This is a genomic window from Amycolatopsis sp. NPDC104819 (genome assembly GCF_055583145.1).
The window spans coordinates 754,398-771,385 of the sequence record NZ_JBVJON010000001.1; the positions used below are offsets into that span (position 1 = coordinate 754,398).

At 70.7% G+C, this 16,988-nt stretch carries 13 protein-coding genes; 11 read left to right on the forward strand and 2 right to left on the reverse strand.

Translation table 11 applies throughout. The features are described from left to right. Window positions 1-265: 265 nt before the first annotated feature. The 3 genes from ACZ63E_RS03840 (at window position 266) to ACZ63E_RS03850 (ending at window position 3,967) form a co-directional block, all read left to right on the forward strand. Window positions 266-2,530, forward strand: a complete 2,265-nt coding sequence (locus ACZ63E_RS03840) for a sodium-translocating pyrophosphatase (RefSeq protein ID WP_465334055.1) — start codon at window positions 266-268, stop codon at window positions 2,528-2,530. 147 nt (window positions 2,531-2,677) lie between these two features. Then, entirely contained in the window at window positions 2,678-3,265 is a 588-nt protein-coding gene (locus tag ACZ63E_RS03845; protein WP_465334056.1) for a hypothetical protein, read from the forward strand. Window positions 3,266-3,316: 51 nt separating this feature from the next. Then, window positions 3,317-3,967, forward strand: a complete 651-nt coding sequence (locus ACZ63E_RS03850; RefSeq protein WP_465334058.1) for a hypothetical protein — start codon at window positions 3,317-3,319, stop codon at window positions 3,965-3,967. Window positions 3,968-3,985: 18 nt separating this feature from the next. Here ACZ63E_RS03850 and ACZ63E_RS03855 read toward each other — a convergent pair whose 3' ends face one another. Beyond that, window positions 3,986-4,792: a S1 family peptidase gene (locus ACZ63E_RS03855; protein WP_465334059.1), complete on the reverse strand. Its 807-nt coding sequence runs from the start codon at window positions 4,790-4,792 to the stop codon at window positions 3,986-3,988. Window positions 4,793-5,112: 320 nt separating this feature from the next. On the opposite strand from ACZ63E_RS03855, the gene topA reads away from it, so the two are divergent. The 8 genes from topA (at window position 5,113) to ACZ63E_RS03895 (ending at window position 15,230) form a co-directional block, all read left to right on the forward strand. Next, on the forward strand, window positions 5,113-7,968 hold the full coding sequence (topA, locus tag ACZ63E_RS03860; RefSeq protein WP_465334061.1) for a type I DNA topoisomerase: 2,856 nt from the start codon (window positions 5,113-5,115) through the stop codon (window positions 7,966-7,968). Window positions 7,969-8,099: 131 nt separating this feature from the next. Then, window positions 8,100-8,717 (forward strand): hypothetical protein, encoded by a 618-nt coding sequence (locus tag ACZ63E_RS03865; RefSeq protein ID WP_465334063.1) that lies wholly within the window; start codon window positions 8,100-8,102, stop codon window positions 8,715-8,717. An 86-nt stretch (window positions 8,718-8,803) separates the two neighbouring features. Beyond that, window positions 8,804-9,595, forward strand: a complete 792-nt coding sequence (locus ACZ63E_RS03870) for an ESX secretion-associated protein EspG (RefSeq protein WP_465334065.1) — start codon at window positions 8,804-8,806, stop codon at window positions 9,593-9,595. After that, window positions 9,588-9,758, forward strand: coding sequence for a hypothetical protein (locus ACZ63E_RS03875; RefSeq protein WP_465334067.1), 171 nt, complete (start codon window positions 9,588-9,590; stop codon window positions 9,756-9,758). The genes ACZ63E_RS03870 and ACZ63E_RS03875 overlap by 8 nt, the downstream gene beginning before the upstream one ends. Continuing rightward, on the forward strand, window positions 9,751-10,545 hold the full coding sequence (locus ACZ63E_RS03880; RefSeq protein WP_465334069.1) for a hypothetical protein: 795 nt from the start codon (window positions 9,751-9,753) through the stop codon (window positions 10,543-10,545). Before ACZ63E_RS03875 ends, ACZ63E_RS03880 begins: the two co-directional genes overlap by 8 nt. A gap of 584 nt (window positions 10,546-11,129) precedes the next feature. Further along, window positions 11,130-11,747 carry a hypothetical protein gene (locus tag ACZ63E_RS03885; protein WP_465334071.1) on the forward strand — a complete coding sequence of 206 codons (618 nt, stop codon included), beginning with the start codon at window positions 11,130-11,132 and terminating at the stop codon, window positions 11,745-11,747. A 148-nt stretch (window positions 11,748-11,895) separates the two neighbouring features. Continuing rightward, the gene (locus ACZ63E_RS03890; protein ID WP_465334072.1) at window positions 11,896-14,028 is read left to right on the forward strand and encodes a bifunctional MFS transporter/dTMP kinase; all 2,133 of its coding nucleotides are present in this window, start codon (window positions 11,896-11,898) and stop codon (window positions 14,026-14,028) included. After that, entirely contained in the window at window positions 14,025-15,230 is a 1,206-nt protein-coding gene (locus tag ACZ63E_RS03895; protein WP_465301277.1) for a DNA polymerase III subunit delta', read from the forward strand. The genes ACZ63E_RS03890 and ACZ63E_RS03895 overlap by 4 nt, the downstream gene beginning before the upstream one ends. A 66-nt stretch (window positions 15,231-15,296) precedes the next feature. Here ACZ63E_RS03895 and ACZ63E_RS03900 read toward each other — a convergent pair whose 3' ends face one another. Further along, complete coding sequence (locus tag ACZ63E_RS03900) at window positions 15,297-16,961, reverse strand: hypothetical protein (RefSeq protein ID WP_465334074.1); 1,665 nt, start codon at window positions 16,959-16,961, stop codon at window positions 15,297-15,299. Window positions 16,962-16,988 lie beyond the last annotated feature (27 nt).

Here is a 16,988-nt window from a genome sequence, read left to right on the forward strand (position 1 = left end):
CGCCAACGGATCGGCGAACGAGTGATCGATCAAGTGAGGAGCCTCACAAGGTAACGGAATGTACCGTCACCGGGACGGCGTGAAGACGCTGGTTGCGATACCAATACACTCCCGCAATCCACACCCTCTGTGGTGAGCGTCATGTGAGACGTGCGTTGCTGCCCGGCTAGCGTGTCGCTCCGTACAGGGTCCATGCCAGCGTCGGCCGTGTCGAACCCTCGGCTTGCCGTCGACGCCGGCGCACGCGACGTCTCCTGGAGGACGAATGTCACGGCAATTCCTCGCGGAGGGCGGAAACCTTCCGTTCTCCGGAGGTGACTACACGATTGTCGGTGTAGTCGCCGTGGTCGCGCTTGCCGCACTCGTCATCGGCTACGTCCTGCTCAAGGAGGTGCTGGCCGCAGGCCAGGGCACCGCCAAGATGCAGGACATCGCCAAGGCGGTGCAGGAAGGCGCGGCTGCATACCTGAAGCGCCAGCGGAACACCCTCGCCATCTTCGGCGTGGTCGTGTTCTTGCTGCTCTTCGTGCTCCCCGCCGACGACTGGAGCGAGAGGATCGGCCGTTCGATCTTCTTCCTGGTCGGTGCGGGTTTCTCGTTCGCGATCGGCTACCTCGGCATGTGGCTGGCGACGCAGGCCAACCTGCGCGTGGCCGCCGCGGCGCGCGAGGAAGGCGGCCGTGAGGTCGCCATGCGCGTGGCGTTCCGCACCGGTGGCGTCGTCGGCATGATCACCGTCGGCCTGGGCCTGTTCGGTGCCGCGGTCGTCGTGCTCGCCTACACCGGGCAGGCGCCCAAGGTGCTCGAGGGCTTCGGCTTCGGCGCCGCCCTGATCGCGATGTTCATGCGTGTCGGCGGCGGTATCTTCACCAAGGCCGCCGACGTCGGCGCGGACCTGGTCGGCAAGGTCGAGCAGGGCATCCCGGAGGACGACCCCCGCAACGCCGCGACCATCGCGGACAACGTGGGTGACAACGTCGGTGACTGCGCCGGCATGGCCGCGGACCTCTTCGAGTCCTACGCCGTCATGCTCGTCGCCGCGCTGATCCTGGGCAGCACCGCCTTCGGCGTGCACGGCCTGATCTTCCCGCTGATCGTGCCGGCCATCGGCGTCATCACCGCGGTCATCGGTGTGTACATCACCAAGGCGCGCGCGGGTGAGGGTGGTCTGGTCACGATCAACCGCTCCTTCTACATCTCCGCGGTCATCTCCGCCGTCCTGTCGGCGGTCGCGGCGTTCGTGTACCTGCCGAGCAGCTTCTCCGACTTCGGCGGGGACCTGGCGAAGCATTCGGGCAACCCGGCGGTCATCGCGACCATCGCGGTGATCATCGGCATCGTGCTCGCGGCGGTCATCCTGAAGCTGACCGGTTACTACACGGGCACCGAGTACAAGCCGGTCAAGGACGTCGGCCAGACGTCGGAAACCGGTGCGGCGACGGTGATCCTGTCCGGTATCTCGATCGGCTTCGAGTCCGCTGTGTACACCGCGCTCGTCATCGGCGCGGCCGTCTTCGGTGCGTACCTGCTCGGTGGCGGCGTCGCGCTGTTCGCCGTGGCGCTGGCCGGCACCGGCCTGCTGACCACCGTCGGCGTCATCGTCGCGATGGACACCTTCGGCCCGGTTTCGGACAACGCGCAGGGCATCGCCGAGATGTCGGGTGACGTCGACGAGAAGGCCGCGCAGATCCTCACCGAGCTGGACGCGGTCGGCAACACCACCAAGGCCATCACCAAGGGCATCGCGATCGCGACCGCCGTCCTCGCGGCGACCGCGCTGTTCGGCTCCTACTCCGACGCGATCACGAAGGCGATGGGCGTCGGTGGCGACTTCGTCGCGAACATCGTGGGCCCGGCGACCCTGGTCGGCGTGATCGTCGGTGCGGCGGTCGTCTTCATGTTCTCGGGTCTCGCCGTCAACGCGGTCTCCCGCGCGGCCGGCGCGGTCGTCTACGAGGTCCGTCGCCAGTTCCGCGACATCCCGGGCATCATGGAGGGCACCACCCGCCCCGAATACGGCAAGGTCGTCGACATCGTCACGCGCGACTCGCTGCGTGAGCTGACGACGCCGGGTCTGCTGGCGGTCTTCGCCCCGATCGCGGTCGGTTTCGGCCTGGGCACCGGCGCGCTCGCCGGTTACCTGGCCGGCGCGATCGCCTGCGGCACCCTGATGGCGATCTTCCTCGCCAACTCCGGTGGCGCGTGGGACAACGCGAAGAAGCTGGTCGAGGACGGCAACCACGGTGGCAAGGGCTCGTCCGCGCACGAGGCCACCATCATCGGTGACACCGTCGGTGACCCGTTCAAGGACACCGCCGGTCCGGCGATCAACCCGCTGATCAAGGTCATGAACCTGGTCTCCGTGCTGATCGCGCCCGCCATCGTGCAGCTCACGGTCGGCGACAGCGCCAACACCGCGGTCCGGATCATCATCTCGCTGGTCGCGGTCGCCGTGATCGTGGCGGCGATCGTGGTGTCCAAGCGGCGGGGGACCGTCATTTCCGACACCCCGGCCGAAGTCACGGCCTGACCCACCCGTTCCCGGGCCCGGCACGCAGCCTCGCGTGCCGGGCCCGGGGCGTGTCGGGACATCCCACACTGGCCCGGCGACTTGCGAAGCGGCACCGAGTCGGTACCGTCGGGCCGTCCGGGACGTCGTCGAGCAGGAGGTGTGCAGGTGCGGCCGCGGTCAACCGTCTTCGCCGCTCTGACCACGACGATCACGATCGGCCTCGCCGGCTGCGGGCAGCAAGCCACGCAGACGCCGGCGCGGGACCAGGGTTTGTCGGTGACGACCGTGGTGCCGCAGGCCGATCCCGCGGTGAGATGGGCGGACGGCTACTGCGGCGCGGTGACCCACCTGGTCCGCGCGCTGGCGGAACTCCCCACCGTCGACCCGAGCACGCCGCAGCAGGCCTCTCGGACGTCCAGCGACCTGCTCTCCTCGGTGGTCGGCGGGCTCGACCGGAGCCTCGCCGGGCTGAACGCGCTCGGCGCGCCACCGGTGCCGTCCTCGGACGGCGGCCGCAAGGACGTCATCGCGCAGCTCGCCGAGATCCGGGCGCAGGCCGAGGCCGCACGCCGGCGCATCGACGCCGTCCGTGGTGACGCGGGCGCGACGAAGGACGCACTGGGCCAGGCCAGGGCCACGCTGGACCGCATCGACGCGCTCGACTACCTCCGGGGCCTCAAGGGCGTCCCCGCCCTCGCAGCGGCCGAACAGCGGGCGGAGAGCTGCCGCCCGCTCGATCAACCACCTCGGTGAAGATCGGCGCGACCCTCGCCATTAATCGAACTTGTGTTCTAGTATGTCCCGGTGGATCGGACGATCTCGCTCTTCTCCGCGGAGGCCAGCGGGCCGGGTCTGGGCGACCTGGCCGGGCTGTTGTGCTGCCACGGCCAGATCACCGGCTTCGGGCGCACCGCCGCGCGGCTTTCGGTGGTCGTCGAGGAGCCGTGGCGGGCGCACATCCTCGCCCGTGAACTCCGGCAGCGCGGTGCGGACGCCCAGGTCTCGAAGGCCGACTGCGGCAGTCCGCAGGTGCGGACGTCGTTCCGGGTCGACCTGCTGCCGCTGGCGCTGAGCTGGCTGCGTGAGGGCTGCGCGGGCCCGGTGGAGGACGACTCGGGCAAGGCGGTGCCGGCCGGTTTCCGGCTGAGCGGGGCGATGCTGCGGATGTGGGCGCTGGCCGGCGGCCGGCCGGGCACGCAGGGGTATCTCCTGGCCGTCGACCCGCTGGCGCCGGGCATGCACGAGCGGCTGGTCGAGGCGCTGACGCCGTTGGGTGTCCTGGCGAAGCTGACCGGCCCGAAGGCCGAGGTCCCGGCCGTGAAGGTCACCGGGAAACGCAGGTTGGAGGCACTGCTGGAGCTCATCGGGGAGCCGCCGCCGGGCGCCGAAGCGGCGTGGCCCGGCGCGGCGCCGCAGCCGGTCTCGCACCCAGAGGCCGTGACGAGCACGGCCTGACCGGGTGCGAGAGCCGCGTCAGGGCCGGGGCAGCGTGCAGCCGGCCTGGGTGAGCGCGATTTCGTTGGCCGCGGTCAGGCAGGCGGGGATGCCGTAGGTCTCCTGGCCGTAGTTCGTCTTGTAGTGCACGGTGACGTTGCCGGCCTGGTCGACCTCACACGGGTTGTTCTCCGTGCAGCGCTGACCGTCCTCGTTGCCGGTGTTGTTCACGCCGACGACCTTGCCGCCGGAGACGATCGGCGAGCCGGACGTGCCGCCGATGGTCTGGCAGGCCGACGTGTAGCGGATCGAGTCCTTCCAGGTCCAGCTGCCTTCCTTGAGCCGGTAGACGAAGCCGTCGACGTTGCAGGAGTAGATGCGCTTCCAGTAACCGGAGACGACGTCGATGGCGGCGCCGGCGGTGGGGTGCGCGTTGGACAGCTCCAGCGGCGAGATCCCGTAGCTGGACTTGATCTGCGCGTAGGTGGTGGTGAGCTGGTAGAGCGACACGTCGGTGTCGGTCATCGTCCCGTAGACGATCTTCTTCGCCCGGAGGGTGGCCGTGTTGCCGCCGCTCGCGTTGAGCAGCGTGAACGTCCGGCTGGACGTCCGGTTGGTGATCACCTGGCCGGGGCCGGGGAAACCGGTCTCGAGGCAGTGCCCGTTGGACATGACGAGCGCGGGTGCGGTGTCCGGCGTCGCGGCCGGTTTGACCACCGAACCCGAGCAGTTGGACAGCGCCACGGTGCCGGCGAAGTTCGCCGCGGCGGCGCTCGCCGGAGTGACTCCTAGTAATACTGTGGCGGTCACGGCGGTGAGCAGGGCGCCGAGGAGGCGTCGGGTCATGGCGGATCCTTTCGGCTGGACGGGGAAACCAGTGAAGCGTTGACCTCCCCGTGCCCACCACCGTCGAACGGAGGGTATCCGGACGGTCACGCGCTAGGCTGCGCGGGACGTGGCCGAAATCACGTGCCCGGTGTAGAGAGGAAACATCGCCGAGGTCAGCGGCGATGCGGTGGACACAGGCTCAGCGGCGTGTTGGGCCACCTCCGCGCCGTCCGGGCCGGAAGAGCGTGCACACTGGCAGGTCGAAGACGCGGGCCCGATGCCCCCGGGGCAGGGCCTGGTCCCGATCGCGGGACGAGATGAGCGGAGAGCAGGACAGCGTGGCAGGAGCACGGACCAAGAAGAACGGAGCCGGGGCGGACAACGGCGCCGGGCACCGGCGGCTCGTTATCGTCGAGTCGCCGACCAAGGCCCGCAAGATCGCCCCCTACCTCGGCGGCGGTTACGTCGTCGAGTCCTCCGTCGGGCACATCCGCGACCTGCCGCGTGGTGCCGCCGACGTGCCCGCCCAGTACAAGGGCGAGTCCTGGGCGCGCCTCGGCGTCGACGTCGACAACGACTTCAAGGCCCTCTACGTCGTGACCCCGGACAAGAAGTCCAAGGTCACCGAGCTCAAGAGCCTGCTCAAGGACGTCGACGAGCTCTACCTCGCGACGGACCCCGACCGCGAGGGCGAGGCCATCGCGTGGCACCTCCTCGAGACGCTCAAGCCGAAGGTCCCGGTCCGCCGGATGGTCTTCCACGAGGTCACCGAGCAGGCCATCCGCGCGGCCGCCGACTCGACCCGTGAGCTGGACGCCGACCTCGTCGACGCCCAGGAGACCCGCCGCATCCTCGACCGCCTGTACGGCTACGAGGTCTCGCCGGTGCTGTGGAAGAAGGTCATGCCGAAGCTTTCGGCGGGCCGCGTGCAGTCCGTGGCGACCCGGATCGTGGTCGAGCGGGAGCGCGAGCGGATGCGCTTCACCTCGGCGTCGTACTGGGACGTCTCGGCGACGATGGACGCGGGCGAAGAGGCTTCGCCGCGCAACTTCTCGGCTCGCCTGGTGGCCGTCGACGGCGCTCGCCTCGCCACGGGCCGCGACTTCGGCTCGGACGGGCAGCTCAAGGCCTCGAACAACGAGATCCGCGTGCTGGCCGAGGCGGACGCGCGGCGTCTCGCCGAGGGGCTCAAGCAGCGTGACTTCAAGGTCGCGAGCGTCGAGGAAAAGCCGTACACGCGGAAGCCGTACGCGCCCTTCATGACCTCGACGCTGCAGCAGGAGGCGGGCCGCAAGATGCGGTTCACCTCGGAGCGCACCATGCGGATCGCGCAGAAGCTGTACGAGAACGGTTACATCACCTACATGCGTACCGACTCGACGACGCTCTCGGAGTCGGCGATCTCGGCGGCACGCAGCCAGGCCACGCAGCTGTACGGCAAGGAGTACGTCTCGCCGTCGCCGCGCCAGTACACGCGCAAGGTCAAGAACGCGCAGGAGGCGCACGAGGCGATCCGGCCGTCGGGCGAGGTCTTCCGCACGCCGGGCCAGGTCGCGAGCGAGCTGGACACCGACGAGTACCGCCTCTACGAGATGATCTGGCAGCGCACGATCGCGTCGCAGATGGCGGACGCCAAGGGCACCACGATGTCCGTGCGCATTGTCGGCAACGCGGCTTCGGGCGAGGAATGCACCTTCGCCGCTTCGGGCCGCACGATCACCTTCGCGGGCTTCCTGAAGGCGTACGTCGAGGCCGTCGACACCGAGACCGGTGGCGAAGCGGACGACAAGCAGAGCCGCCTGCCGGTGCTCGAGAAGGACCAGGACCTCACCGCCACCGAGCTGAACCCGGACGGCCACACGACGTCGCCGCCCGCGCGCTACTCGGAGCCGAGCCTGGTCAGCAAGCTGGAAGAGCTGGGCATCGGCCGTCCGTCGACGTACGCGTCGATCATCAAGACCATCCAGGACCGCGGTTACGTCTGGAAGAAGGGCTCCGCGCTCGTTCCGTCGTGGGTCGCGTTCGCCGTGATCGGCCTGATGGAACGGCACTTCGAGCGGCTCGTCGACTACGACTTCACCGCCGGCATGGAGGACGAGCTCGACCGCATCGCGGCCGGCAACGAGCAGCGCGCGCAGTGGCTGTCGAAGTTCTACTTCGGCGGCGACATGGGTGTCGACGGCTCGATCGGCCGCCTGGGCGGGCTGAAGAAGCTCGTTGAAGGCAGTGTCGAGGACATCGACGCGCGGGAGATCAACTCGATCCCGCTGTTCAGCGACGCCGACGGCCACACCGTCGTCGTCCGGGTCGGGCGGTACGGGCCGTACCTCGAGCGTGAGGTGAACGGCGAATCGCAGCGCGCGAACCTGCCCGAGGACCTGCCGCCGGACGAGCTCTCGCAGGAGATCGCGGAGAAGCTGTTCGCGACCCCGCAGGAGGGCCGCACGCTGGGCAACGACCCGGTGAGCGGGCACCCGATCGTCGCGAAGGAAGGCCGCTTCGGGCCGTACGTGACCGAGGTGCTGCCGGAGATCGAGATCCCCGAGGACGCCACGGCCGCGCAGAAGAAGGCCGCCAAGGCGAAGGCGCCGAAGCCGCGTACGGGCTCGCTGTTCAAGTCGATGGACATCGAGACGATCACGCTCGAGGACGCGCTGAAGCTGCTTTCGCTGCCGCGCGTCGTCGGCAAGGATCCGGAGTCCGGTGACGAGATCACCGCGCAGAACGGGCGCTACGGGCCGTACCTGAAGAAGGGCACGGACTCGCGCTCGCTCTCGACCGAGGACCAGCTGTTCTCGATCACCGTCGAAGAGGCGCTGAAGATCTACGCGGAGCCGAAGCAGCGTGGGCGGTCCGCGACGGCGAAGCCGCCGCTCAAGGAGCTCGGCGAGGACCCGGTGTCGAAGAAGCCGATGGTGGTCAAGGACGGCCGGTTCGGCCCGTACGTGACCGACGGCGAGTACAACGCCACCTTGCGCAAGGGTGACGACATCGACGAGCTGACCGCGGAGCGCGCGTCCGAGCTGCTGGCGGAGAAGCGGGCGAAGGGGCCGGCGCCGAAGCGGAAGGCGCCGGCGCGCAAGCCGGCTTCGACGACGGCGAAGACGGTCAAGGCGGGCACGAGCAAGACTTCGAAGGCCGCCGCCGCGAAGTCGACCACCACGAAGCGTTCGACGGCGACGAAGACGAAGTAACCAAGGCACTCGCTCTCGAGGGCCTCCTCATCGGCTGATGGGGAGGCCTTCGTGGTCTCCGGCCACACTTTCGGGTGACACTTCGAACGGATGTTCGGGAAATTGTCGGTGGTCCCGGGTTCCATGAACGCGTGACCAGAACACCACGCACCGTGCACACGGTGACCAGCAAGATCCTGAAGCCCGTCCGAGCGGCCGCCGCGGCGTCGTCGTCGGCTGCCGACCTGTTCGACGCGCTGCCCGGCTTCGCCGGCAGTGGCGGCGTCTGCGGAGTGGCCGTCGCGATGTCCGAAGCGCCGTGGATGTCGGCGTTCTTCGACGACCGGAAGCGGTTCGGCGTCGCCGGGGAGGGCCTGCGGCTGTCCGGGCCGTCGTCCGGCTCGGTCCCGGAGCTCCTCGGCCTGGCGTTCACGCGGCTGCTGCCCTGCTCGCCGGCGCCGGGCGAGGGGCTGTGGCTGGACGCCGACGAGCGCGGCGTGCTCGAGCCCGGGCAGGAGTGCTTGGTCCTCGACCTGATGGAGGACTTGCGGCGGCCGAGGCGCGGCACGGTCCAGATCGACGTCGCCCTCGGCGCCGCGGAAGGCCCGCGGCGGCCGTGGGAGATGCTGGCGTTCGTCGACGACGACCGCGGCCGGCACCTCGCGGTGCTCGGCAGACGCGAGGGCGGCCACCGCCGGTTCTGGTGGCTGCCCGGCAGCGTGGAGCGGCTCGCGGAGTTCGTCGAAGGGCGGGTGCCGGAGCATGCCTGAGCCGCTCGGCGACCGCTCACCGAACGACCTCACCCTGTCGAACATATGTGCGAGAAATTGTCGGTGCCAGGGTGTTCAATCTAGGGGTGAACAACTCAGTCGCCGTCTTCGACGTCATCGACGAGGTCATCGCGCCGCTGTCGGCCGAGGTGCCGGAGCGGCCCTCGGTGATGGAGTTCTACGACCCCGAGTTCGAGATCCCGCCGGTGCTGGCGGAGACCGGACCGCTGCCGGGCCGTCGCTCTTCGCCGCCCTCGAGCCTCGCCGACGAGGTGGAGCAGTACACGCGGTTCGTTGCCGGGATGTCCGCGATCGGCCTCGCGCCGGGCGGCGAGGTCACGGCGGAGGCCGTCGGGCTCTACCGCGCGTTGCGGGGTGGCTTCATCCGCGGCGTGGTCACCGGCGTCTTCCCGGCCCGCGACGAGCCGTGGGAGGTCCGGTTCTTCGGCGACGAGGACTACACCACGGTCCTGCACAAGCTGGGCAACCGCGCGCGGCTGCGGTCGGGCTTCCTCAGCGAGCTGCCGGGCTGGGTGTTCGACGGCTTGCCCGACCGGCCGCCGGGCCCGGGCGGGCTCGTCCGCATCGAGACCGACGAGGGCGGGCTGATCCCGCGCGGCTGCGAGCGGGCGGTCGCGCAGATCCGCGAGTGCGCGGCCCGTCCCCGCCTGGGCACGGTGCTGGTCGACCTCGCGGTGCGCGACGCGATCCTGGCCGAGTACCCGCACGGCGCGTTCGGCCTGGTCGACAATGACCTCGGCCGCTACCAGTTCAGCGCGGCGGTAGGCCGCACCGGCCGCTGGACGGTGACGTGGGGTCCGGCCTCGCGAAGCACGGCGGAGCAGTGGATCGTCGAGGCGGTGCAGAGCCATGCCTGAGCAGGGGGCCGCGCCGGCGGTGCTGGGTCTCACGGTGCGCGACGCGATCCTCGCGGCGGCCGAGCTGATCAGCGACGTGCCGATACCGCGTGGCCCGGCGGCGGCGGCCGGTTCGGGCGAGGCTGAGCGGCGACCGGGAGAGGAGGTGCGAAGCCATGGTTGAGCGCACGGCGGCCCGGGAGCTGCTGGAGCTGGCGGCCGGGCCGGTGCTGGCGGCGATGCCGGACCGCGAGCCGGTGGACCGGCTGTACAACCCGGAGGTGAGCGATCACGACATCCTGGTCCACGGCCCGGTCTCGGACGACCCGGCGGACCTGATCGCCGAGATCGAGCGGCACACGGCGTGGGCCGCGTGGATCGAGGGCACCCCGTTCGGCGAGGCGGGCGAGCTCAACGAGCTCGGCTTCGAGGTGGTGTCACTGATGCTGCGCGGTTCGGTCCGGGCGGCGCTGTGCGGCGTGTTCGACGAAGGCCCGGAGACGGCGGACATCCGGTGCTACGCCGACGGCGAGCGCGCGTTCATGCTGGGCTCGCTGCCCGGCCGCACGGCGATCCACCTGGCCGACTTCGAGGATCTGCCGGAGATGCTGGTGGCCGAGCTGCCGGACGCGCCGTTCGGCAGCTCACCCCGCCCGATCTGGCTCACGGTCGACCAGGACGGCCTGGTCCACGACGGCCAGGACGAAGGCCTGGGCGCGATGCGCGAGCTGCTGGCCCGCCCCCGCTCGGGCACGGCGGTCCTGGACATGCTGGCGTTCGGCGGCCTGTGCGCAGAGTTCCCCGACCACGGCTTCGTCCTGATCGACACGGACCTGGGCCGCTTCGCCCTGGCTGCCCTCGACCGCGGCGACGGCCGCCGCCAGCTGGTCCTGAGCCCCTTCAGCCGCACCATGCTCCGCGACTGGTGCCGCAAGATGATCGACCTGGGCCAAGAGGAGGTACAGGAGTAGCCCGGCGACGTCTGGCCGCTCGGCGACGCGGCGGATGAAGTCCAGCGCGCGGATTTTGGCTGACCGGCGGTGCACTGGCGCGTGCCGGGGTGGGCGCGCCCCGCACTCCGCTCGGTATCTGCGCCGCCACAGCGTGGCAGCCGGGGTCGCGCCCGGCGACCAGAGCCGCCGCCGGGTCACGCCGCTCCGCCTCCGCCGATGCGCGGCCGCGCTGGCCGCACCGATCTGCGCCGCCGCCGCGCTGCCTCTGCCGCTGCGGGATCCGCCACCATCGCCGTCACCCAACGCGCTCGAACCGAACTCCAACCACCCCCATGACCACCCCGAGCACCACCCGGCAAACTGGCCACTGGCCATCCCGTCGGCCAGTCCCGCCGGCAGGCCGATGTGATCGGACTCACTACAATCCGTCACCATTGGCGGTCGACCGAGTCACCGGCGGGCTGGACACTGCAGGGGGTTCGGGCACAGGCTTGCGCTGCGTGACCGACCCTCCATTGCAGACAGAGCCATTGGGCGGATGCGTTATCCGCCATCGTCGCTACCCTGGAAAGGCGAGGACATTCAGTAGTGAGGTGGTCACCATGAGCGCGAACGGTGAGGCTCCCTTCTTCAATGCCCCCGAGCTCACTCAGCGCGACGGCACTCTGTCCGAAGCACCAGGCGAGACGTTCGCGGACCCGGTCTCCGGACTGGTCACCGCGGCACCCGAGCCCCGCCCCGCGACAGCGAACGGGCACGAGCCCGCCGCCATCCCGGTGGCCGGGCCGGTGCAACACGACGAGGAGGCCGTGCGCCGGATGGTCGAGGAGGCTCTCCGCGAGGAGGAAGCCAAGGCTCCGGCGGCGATCCCGCCCGCGGGCACCACGAGCACGGCCGGCGAAGGTGCCGGCTCGCCGCCCGGGGTGCTGCCGCGGCAGCGCAACCGGCGGCGGACCTGGCCGACGCGGGCGCCGCAGATTCCGCGGCCCGCCCGGCAGCAGGCGCCGGCCGACGACGACTTCGACGAAGACCTCGAGGTCGTGCCGGTCAAGCGGCGCAAGCTGCCGAAGATGCCCGCCATGTCGATGCCGGCCTTCAACCGGCCGTCGTCGAGTGCGGCGGGCGTGATCCTGGCGGTCGCGTTGCTGATCGTGTTCGGTTTTGTCGCGATCGAGATGGTCTCCAGCCTGGTCAGCAGCGTGACCGGACTGTTCGACTAGCGTTCCTCCGCTGTTCCCCACCCCACCGGCACCACGGGGGCGTCCGCGCGGCAAGGGCCGATCGGGCTACCCTGGCTTCACGGTCGGGCTACCTCACGAGGGCGTCCGGCATGGCCGTGACTAGTGGGGTGGGCGTATCAGCGAGGGCGTGCGATCGGTACCCGGGGCCGGCCCGGGTGCGTCGTCGGGCGCCGAGGCGTCCACGATCAACCGGGTCCGGCGGGTACTGGCGATCAAACCGTTCCGGCGCCTCTGGGGCGTCACGTACCTGTGCAGCGTGGCCGACTGGCTGAACATCCTCGCCCTGACCGGCCTGGCCACGAAGCTGACGAACAACTACTTCGCCCAGAACTTCGCGTTTGTCGGCGTGGTGCTCACCGGGCTCGCGCCGGGCCTGCTGTTCGCGCCGGTCGGCGGGCTGCTCGCGGACCGGTTCGACCGCCGCAAGGTCATGGTCGTCGCCGACCTGCTGCGGTGCGGGTTCCTGCTGTCCATCGCCTTCGTCAGCGCGCCGTGGTGGCTGCTCGTCGGCAACTTCCTGGTCGGCAGCGCGGCGAGCATGTGGATCCCCTCGAAAGAGGCCGCGGTCCCCAACCTGCTCCGCCGCCCCGACCAGGTCGAGACGGCCAACCAGCTCGGCATGGTGATGACCTACGGCCTGGCCGTCGTCACGGCGGCCGGCGCGAACGCGATCCTCACCGGCATCAACACGAACTTCCTCCACGTTCCCGGCGAGGACACCAGCCTCCGCATCGCGAAGCTGGTCGTCATCATCACCGCCCTGCTCTACCTGGCCAGCGCGATCCTCATCGCCACCCGGATCCCCGAGCTTTCGCTGCGCAACGTCCACTCGCTGCCGGAGCAGAAGGTCAAGCAGGCCGACGAGGAAAAGCTCGGCATCGGCACGATGATCGCCGACGGCTTCCGGTTCATCCGCACCACGCCGCTCGTGCGCGGGCTGCTGGTCGGCGCGTTCGGCGCGTTCGCCGCCGGCGGCGCCGTGATCGGCTCGGCCAAGCCGTACTCCTCCAGCCTGCTGGCCGGTGACTCGGCGTTCAGCCTGCTGGTGCTGGCCGTCTTCGTCGGCCTCGCCTCCGGCATGGCCTTCGCGCCCAAGCTCTCCCGGCGGCTCCCGCACGACAGGCTGTTCGGCGTCTCCATCATCGCGGCCGGGCTCTCGCTCGCGCTGGTCGCGTTGTCGCCGCACCTGTCGGTCTCGCTGATCACCGTGGTCCTGGTGGGGTTCTGGGCCGGGACGGCGTTCCTCACCGGTGTCACGATCATCGGCTCCCGCGTCGAAGACGCCATCCGCGGCCGGATCAACGCGATCTACCAGCTGATGATGAAGCTCGTGCTGTTCGGCACCACGGTCACCGTCCCGGTGCTGGTCGGTCTCGTGGCGACGCGCACCGTCAACGTCTGGGGCAGCCCGGTCACGATCGACGGCACCCGCCCGATCATGCTCGCCGGCGCCGCGATCGCGCTGATCGCCGGTTTCTTCGCCTACCGGCAGATGGACGACAAACGCACCGAGCCGATCCTGTCCGACCTGCGCAACGCGCTGCGCCGCACGCCGAGGCGCGTCAACGGTTTCCTGATCGCCGTCGAGGGCACCACCGCGATCAACACCGCGATCCAGGCCGTCAACCTCGCCGACTGGATGCGCGGCGGCACGCGCCCGGTCGTCGTCGCCGCGGATCCGGCGCTGGACGACAAACGGCTGACGGCGCTTGTTTCCGGCGCCTCGCTGACCGGGGCGCGCGCGCAGGCGCTGGCCGCCGCGGCGGTGCGGGCCGACATCGTCGAGCGGCACGTCCAGCCGGCGCTCGACGCCGGTTCGGTGGTCGTCATGGAGCGGTTCGTCGACTCGCCGCTGGCGCACCTGTCCGCCGTCGCCGGGCTCGACAGCGACGAGCTCGAAGGCCTCGCCGACTGGGCGACCGGGCGGCTGCGCCCGGACCTGACCGTCCTGCTCGACTCCGCGCCGCCCGGGGCGCCGCGCGACAAGGCGGCCACGATGAACGACCAGTGGCGGGTGCAGCACCTGCTCGTCGAAATGGCCGCGGCGGACCCGGATCGCTACGTCGTGATCGACGCCGATGGCACCGACACCGAAGTCGCCGAGCGGATCCGCACCGCGCTGCGCGCCGTGTTCGTCGGCCGCCTGTCCGCACTGGCCCCAACGACCGAGAAGCCGGTCACGCTGCCGCTCGACGTCGAAGACCCCTTGACCGTCGAAACCCTCGAGACCGCGAAAGAGCCTCGCGTGGAGGCGAAGTGACGACGACCGAACGCATCGGCGTCTGGAACCACGTGGTCGGCCAGGAGGCCGCGGTCGAAACCCTGACGGCGGCCGCGTCCGCCGCGGCGAAGATCGTCGCCGGGGAACCGGCGCCGCCCGGCGCGATGACCCACGCCTGGCTGATCACCGGCCCGGCCGGGTCCGGCCGCTCGGTGGCCGCGCGGACGTTCGCCGCGGGCCTGCAGTGCAGTACCGGCACCGGTTGTGACGCCTGCCCCGGCTGCCACACGACGATGGCGGGCACCCACGCCGACGTCCGGCTGGTGGTGCCGGAAGGCCTGTCGATCTCGGTCGCCGAGATGCGCGCGCTGGTCCAGGCCGCCGCGCGCCGGCCGACCACCGGCAAGTGGCAGGTCGTGATCATCGAGGACGCCGACAGGCTCACCGAGGGCGCGTCGAACGCCCTGCTGAAGGCCGTCGAGGAGCCGCCGGACCGCACGGTGTTCCTGCTGTGCGCGCCGTCGGACCACCCCGAGGACGTCTCGGTGACGATCCGTTCGCGCTGCCGCCTGGTGACGCTGCGGACGCCGCCGCCGGAGGCGATCGCGGACGTGCTCGTGCGCCGTGACCACGTCGACCCGGAACGCGCGCAGTGGGCCGCTTCCGTGTGCGGCGGCCACGTCGGCCGCGCGCGGCGGCTCGCGACCGACGAAGCCGCACGTCAGCGGCGGGCGACCGTGCTGCGGATCCCGCTGGGCCTGCGCCGGCCCGGTGACGTCTTTACGTGCGCCGACCAGCTGATCAGCGCGGCCGAGGCCGACGCCGGTGAGGCGAGCAAGGGCCGGGACGAGGACGAGCGCAACGAGCTGCGCACGGCGATGGGCGGCGACGGCGTCGGCAAGGGTGTCGCCGGCGCCAAGCGCGCCGCCGAAGCCGCCGTGAAGCAGCTGGAGAAGAAGCAGAAGTCCCGCGCCACGCGCACCCAGCGCGACACGCTGGACCTGTCGCTGATCGACCTCGCCGCGTTCTACCGCGACGTCCTCGTGACGGCGACCCGCTCGGGCGCGACGCTCAACCACCCGGACCACGCCGACCAGATCGCCGAAGCGGCGTCGTCGTGGACGCTGGAGTCGACGCTGCGCCGTCTCGAAGCCGTGCTGGAGTGCCGCGAGGCGATCGACCTGAACGTGAAGCCGCGCATCGCCGTCGAAGCGATGGTCACGACGCTTCGCCAGGGCTGAAAGAAACCCGCCAAGAGCCGAAGCTCCTGGCGGGTTTCCTTCACTGTCCCCGGGGCGGCTCGAAGGTCACTCGCGCGGGCGCGGTGACGGCTTGAACGGCTTCTCCTGGACCGCGACGGCCAGCGGCCGCCGGCGTGCGCCCGGCATCGCGGCCACCATCACGACGCCCAGCAGCAGCATCGCGGTGCCCGTCCAGAACAGCGGCACGGTGTCGTACGCGCCACCGGTGTAGGCGAGGTGCTTCACCGGGCCCTTCGGCGCTTCGCCGCCCGCGGGCGGGGTCGACGTCGTCCCGCAGACCACGCCGTCGGTCGGCGCGTAGGCCCGCGCGACCTGCTCGCCGAGCGAAAGCTGGGCCAGCGAGGACGGCAGGTTCTTCGCCTGGTCGTCCGGCAGCAGGCTCTTGAGCTTCGTCGTCGGCAGCAGCTGCAGGTCGAACAGCCGCGCCGACGCGCCCAGCTGGAAACCCTTGAACGGCGTGGTCATCGCCGCGGACTTCTGGTCGAGCCCGGCGATGCTCAGCCGCAGCACACCGAGGTCGAGCACGGTGCCCGCGGTGTTGCCGACCTGCTGGACGCCCTTGGTCAGCGTCGAGACGAGCCCACCGACCACCGGGATGTCGTTGAGCTGCCCGAACTGGTCGCTCAGCCCGGCCAGCGGCAGCCCGATCGGGATGTCCTTGGTCGGGTGCGCGGCGTCCAGCGTGTACAGGGTCTTCCCGGCCGCCTCGATGGTCAGCACCGGCGCGGTGTACTCCACTTTGGACGTCTTGGCGTCGCCGGTGGAGGTCACCTTCAGCGTCGGCTGGCTGGCCACCTTGATGCTCAGCGCGAGCGGGGTGCCCTTGAGGATCTCGATGTCCGCGGCCTGCAGCGTCGAGGTCGACTGCACGGCCTTGTTCTTCGAGCCGGGCATGTCGACGAGCTTCACCTGCGACCGCGACGACAGCGTGTTCGGCAGGCTCAGCAGCGAACCGCTGCCATTGGCTGCCGTCTGCCCGCCGCCCTGCAGCAGGCCACCGAGGCTCTGCAGCCCCTTGGTGAGATCGAACCCGCTGGCCAGCGTGCTCGGGTCGAGCTTCGGCTTCAGCGCGTCCAGTCCGAGGTTCGGCATCGACGGGATGACGTTCAGCAGCGACAGACTTCCCAAGGCCGTGCTGGCATCGGAGATGGTGTCGACGCACGGCCCGAGCGTCGGGCTCCACCGCGCGTGCGCGCTCCCGGTCAGCGCGCTGACGTTGAGCAGCGGGTTCGACGGCGCGTTGAGCCCCCCGCTGATCGGCTGCGGGTTGTCCGGCAGGGCGGTCTGCACGACGCTGCCGGGCGTCTGCGGCGCGTTCCCGCCCACTGAAAGCCCGAACGGCGACGCCTGCGCGATGGCCTTCTCGTAGCTCAGGAAGGCGTCGGAGTTCGCCGAGGCGCTGGAGAGGCCCATCCCGGCCTCGAGCGCCGACTGCTTCGGCAGGGTGTCGCCGAAGCCGGGCAGGATCGTCTTCGTCGGCACGGCGTTGGGCAGCAGCCGGATGATGCCGAGCGCGGTCCCGGCGTCCCCGACGGCTTGTCCCAGCGGCTGCGGCCCGATCGGCGCGGAAATGGGCGCCTGCCCAGGGTTCGCCGGCTGCGGGATCGGCGTCGTCGGATAGGTCGGGTCGGCGTTCGCCGGCGCCGCGCTGAGCAGGAGCAACGCCGCGGCCGCCGGCAGGGCCACCGAACGGGGCAGTCTTCGCCGCATGTGCCAGAGCCTCCAGATAGGTCGATC